This is a genomic window from Thermodesulfobacteriota bacterium (genome assembly GCA_040756475.1).
Lineage (GTDB): Bacteria > Desulfobacterota > Deferrisomatia > Deferrisomatales > JACRMM01 > JBFLZB01.
Genome location: JBFLZB010000082.1, coordinates 17,273 through 20,855, shown reverse-complemented (window position 1 = coordinate 20,855; position 3,583 = coordinate 17,273). Strand labels below are relative to the sequence as shown.

The window sequence follows — 3,583 nt, the reverse complement described above, 5'->3', positions numbered from 1 at the left end:
CAGCGACCCAGTTGACGAAGTCCTGCGCCTGCGCGACCGGGGGTTCTGGGTGGCTGAGCCGCTGGTCGGTACGCTGGCCTCGGAGGTCCGATCGAGAAGATAGGAGTGGCGTTTGCCTCGAGTTACATCGCGCCCGTGGGGCCGATGGTCGATCCTTCGAGGCGAAGTTTGCGCGGCCACAGGCCGCTGTTCCCGGTCGAGATCTCAACCCGGAACTGGGAACCGGGAACTGGGAACTCCCCGAAGGGGCCGGTGTCGGCCGCCTGCGGCGGCTGTTCCCGGTGTCGGCGGCCACAGGCCGCTGTTCCCGGTCGAGACCCGGTTGAGATCTTAACCGGGAACTGGGGAGCGCCCCTGGCGCCGACCCGTTAAGGCGCCCGCTCAAACACCTCCGAGAGCCTCAGCTCCAGCCCCCCGAGGCTGGAAAGCTTGAGGACGTCGTCCGGGCCGAAGAGATCGCTCCTCCCGTACACCCCGTCAGGCCCCACCGTGAAGCGCGCGGCACACTGCGCCTGACCGGAGACCACCGGGATACGAGGCGGATGGGCGATCCGCCCGCCTGTGCTATGATGGAGACGCAACGTAGGAGCAGCAAACTGCAGCAAGGAGGAGGGCCCATGGCAACGGCGAGGGTTGTAGAGCAGAGCGGAGCACAGCTTGTGCACTTGCCGAAGGGGTTCCGGGTTAGGGGCAGCGAGGTCGAAATCCACCGGCGCGGCGACGAGATCGTTCTTCGGGAAAAGCGACAAGGCCTTTCAGAAGTATTCGAGCTATTGACGTCGCTGCCGGATGACTTCATGGAACAGGGCCGCCAGCAGCCCTCGGATCAGACACGAGAGATCTTGTGATGTACATGCTGGATACGGATATCTGCATCTACACCGTCAAAAAGAAGCCGCGGCAGGTTCTCGAGCGCCTGTCGATGGTCGAAGCCGGCGGCATTTGCATGTCGGCCATCACCTTTGCAGAACTCATGTGCGGTGCGCTGAAGAGCCGGGAAGTCGAGGCCAACCTCGCCACGCTGCGACGGCTGGGCGAACTGATCGAGGTTGTCTCGTTCGATACGCGGGCAGCGGAGGCCTATGGCCGCGTCCGTTCCGATCTGGAGCGGAGGGGACAGACGATCGGGAGCCTCGACCTTCTGATCGCCGCCCACGCGCTGGCCTGCGGGTTTACTCTGGTCACGAACAACGTGGGGGAGTTCAGCCGAGTCCAGGGGCTCGACGTCGAGAACTGGGCGCGGTGAGAAAAGCGGCGCGGGCAACGAGGGTCCGAAGTGTCCACTGCGCGGCCTTCGCCCGGGAGCCCGAGTTGGACCATCCGCCTAGTGCTGGAGGCAGAGAGCATCGATTTCCGCCCGGCGTGGAAGCCCATGCACCTTCAGCGGGTGTTCCGGGATTGCCGGGTCCGCAGCGGCGCCGTGAGCGAGGAGCTGTTTGCCCGGGGCCTGTGCCTACCCTCCGGGACGGCGATGACGGAGGGGGATCTGGGGCGGGTGGTGGAGGGGGTGAGGAGAACCGGGCGTGCCGGGTGCCGCGTTCCGGGTTCCGTGTCTGGAGTTAGCTGAACCGGGAACTGGGAACTCCCCGAAGGGGCCGGTGTCGGCCGCCTGCGGCGGCTGTTCCCGGTGTCGGCGGCCACAGGCCGCTGTTCCCGGTCGAGGTCTCAACCCGGAACCCGGAACCGGGAACTGGGAACTGGGAACTGGGAACTGGGTGAAGGGTGACGGGGGAAGGGTAACGGCGGACGCTACGGGCGCCGGACCCGCGTCTTGCGCTCCGTGACAACCACGAAACAACGCTTCCAGCTCTCCGAGTCTTCCAGCTCAAGGGCATCGAGGATTCTGCGGTAGAGAGCCCTGCGGGATGGGTTGTTCAGGCGCACCAGGACCAGTCCATGGTGTGTGCCCGGTCTGAATCTGCTCACGTCGGAGAAATCGAGGTCCTGGGTGATGAGGAGACGCCCGGCACTCTGGGCCGCCGCCCACACTTGGGGGTCGGACGCGCCGGCGATACCCTCTCCCGGCACGGTATCGACGTCGTGCCCGGCGGCTTGGAGGACCGCAACGAGGGTCGACGGGAGATTCTCGTCGAGCTTGATCTTCATGCAACACGGGGGACTTCGGAGACGGGGAGGTCTTCTTCCGCGGAAGCCGCGGCAAAGGCGATGACGGCTCGGATATCCTCTTCGGTCAGCGTCGGGAAGTCGGACCGGATGTCAGCACTGGAGTCTCCCTCGGCGAGACTCGCCAGAACGGTGCGCAGCGTCACCCGCGTCCCCTTGATCACCGGCTCGCCGCCGCAGATCGCGCGATCCCGTACGATCCTCTCTGCGTAATCCCTTGCCATGACCTTGCCTTTCAGGATGAGTTGTTGCACGGGTAGCCGTTGCGAGAATACCCCTGCCCGGCCCCGTAGGCCAGAGAACAGGGACTCAGCGCCCGGTGTTCCGAGGGTTACGGGGGACGGGGGAAAAGTGAAAGGAGGGGCCGGTGTCGGCGGCCACAGGCCGCTGTTCCCGGTCGAGACCCGGAACTGGGAACTGGGAACTCCCCGAAGGGGCCGGTGTCGGCCGCCTGCGGCGGCTGTTCCCGGTCGAGGTCTCAACCCGGAACTGGGAACCGGGAACTCGCCACCCGGAGCGGGTGCAGGAAGCTAACTGCTTGACGTAATACGCGTTGCGTAATAGGGTGTGCGCATGATCCGGAGCTTTCGCTGCCGCGACACCGAGGCTCTCTTCAGCGGGAAGACTCCGAGGCGGTTTCGAGCGATGGAGCGCGTGGCACAGCGCAAGCTCCAGTACCTGGCCGACGCGACCGATGTTCGAGACCTCGCGGCCCCTCCCGGAAACCGCCTGGAAAGGCTCCGGGGCGACCGCGAAGGCCAATGGAGCGTGAGGATCAACGATCAGTGGCGCCTGTGCTTTCGATGGGAGGCCGACGGCGCACACGATGTCGAGATCGTTGACTACCATTAGGAGATGACCGATGACCGTCAACAGGCTCCCCCCTATCCACCCCGGTGAATTTCTTCGCGAGGAGTTTCTGCTGCCCTTGGGGCTCTCGGCCAACGCACTCGCTCGGAGGCTTCAAGTACCGCCGAACCGGATTACCGCTATCCTCAACGAGAAGCGCGCGGTTACAGCAGACACCGCGCTTCGTCTGGCCCGATTTTTCGGTACCACGCCGCAGCTCTGGCTCAACCTCCAGGCCAGCTATGACCTCAAGGTCGCCGAAAAGGCAGTGGGTCCCGTGATTGAAGAAGAGGTGCGCCCGCTCGGGCGGGCGGCGTGAAGCCTCCTGTGCGGCGGTCAGCCACGGGGCGCTTGCCCTGATGGGGACGAGGGCCATGCACCTGTCGCGGCAACCGGCCATGACGGAGGGGGACCTGGGGCGGGTGGTGGAAGGGGTGAGGAGAACCGGGCGTGCCGGGTTCGGCGTTCCGCGTTCCACGTTTCGAGTTTGAGCCGAACCGGGAACTCCCCGAAGGGGACGGTGTCGGCCGCCTGCGGCGGCTGTTCCCGGTGTCGGCGGCCACAGGCCGCTGTTCCCGGTCGAGACCCGGTTGAGATCTTAACCGGGAAC

7 protein-coding genes are annotated in these 3,583 nt (G+C 65.6%); 5 read left to right on the top strand and 2 right to left on the bottom strand.

What is annotated here, in order from left to right:
* The first annotated feature begins 617 nt into the window (after positions 1–617).
* The 3 genes from AB1578_12960 to AB1578_12950 are packed head-to-tail and all read left to right on the top strand — an operon-like array spanning position 618 to position 1,567.
* Positions 618–848, top strand: a complete 231-nt coding sequence (locus AB1578_12960) for an AbrB/MazE/SpoVT family DNA-binding domain-containing protein (GenBank protein MEW6488808.1) — start codon at positions 618–620, stop codon at positions 846–848.
* Positions 848–1,246 carry a type II toxin-antitoxin system VapC family toxin gene (locus AB1578_12955; protein ID MEW6488807.1) on the top strand — a complete coding sequence of 133 codons (399 nt, stop codon included), beginning with the start codon at positions 848–850 and terminating at the stop codon, positions 1,244–1,246. Before AB1578_12960 ends, AB1578_12955 begins: the two co-directional genes overlap by 1 nt.
* Positions 1,247–1,276: 30 nt before the next feature.
* The gene (locus AB1578_12950; protein ID MEW6488806.1) at positions 1,277–1,567 is read left to right on the top strand and encodes a DegT/DnrJ/EryC1/StrS family aminotransferase; all 291 of its coding nucleotides are present in this window, start codon (positions 1,277–1,279) and stop codon (positions 1,565–1,567) included.
* A gap of 182 nt (positions 1,568–1,749) precedes the next feature.
* Here AB1578_12950 and AB1578_12945 read toward each other — a convergent pair whose 3' ends face one another.
* Positions 1,750–2,106, bottom strand: coding sequence for a DUF5615 family PIN-like protein (locus tag AB1578_12945; protein ID MEW6488805.1), 357 nt, complete (start codon positions 2,104–2,106; stop codon positions 1,750–1,752).
* Positions 2,103–2,378, bottom strand: a complete 276-nt coding sequence (locus tag AB1578_12940) for a DUF433 domain-containing protein (protein MEW6488804.1) — start codon at positions 2,376–2,378, stop codon at positions 2,103–2,105. Before AB1578_12940 ends, AB1578_12945 begins: the two co-directional genes overlap by 4 nt.
* Before the next feature lie 319 nt (positions 2,379–2,697).
* Between AB1578_12940 and AB1578_12935 the strand changes: the two genes are divergently transcribed.
* Together AB1578_12935 and AB1578_12930 are read left to right on the top strand one after the other, a co-directional pair.
* Complete coding sequence (locus AB1578_12935; GenBank protein ID MEW6488803.1) at positions 2,698–2,976, top strand: type II toxin-antitoxin system RelE/ParE family toxin; 279 nt, start codon at positions 2,698–2,700, stop codon at positions 2,974–2,976.
* Between the two features lie 10 nt (positions 2,977–2,986).
* Complete coding sequence (locus AB1578_12930) at positions 2,987–3,292, top strand: HigA family addiction module antitoxin (protein ID MEW6488802.1); 306 nt, start codon at positions 2,987–2,989, stop codon at positions 3,290–3,292.
* Positions 3,293–3,583: the final 291 nt, after the last annotated feature.

What these genes read in the sequence shown, in the direction of transcription:
- AB1578_12935 (MEW6488803.1), top strand. Translation starts at nt 2,698, where the DNA reads ATGATCCGGAGCTTTCGCTGCCGCGACACCGAGGCTCTCTTCAGCGGG.
- AB1578_12945 (MEW6488805.1), bottom strand. Translation starts at nt 2,106, where the DNA reads ATGAAGATCAAGCTCGACGAGAATCTCCCGTCGACCCTCGTTGCGGTC.
- AB1578_12930 (MEW6488802.1), top strand. Translation starts at nt 2,987, where the DNA reads ATGACCGTCAACAGGCTCCCCCCTATCCACCCCGGTGAATTTCTTCGC.
- AB1578_12960 (MEW6488808.1), top strand. Translation starts at nt 618, where the DNA reads ATGGCAACGGCGAGGGTTGTAGAGCAGAGCGGAGCACAGCTTGTGCAC.
- AB1578_12955 (MEW6488807.1), top strand. Translation starts at nt 848, where the DNA reads ATGTACATGCTGGATACGGATATCTGCATCTACACCGTCAAAAAGAAG.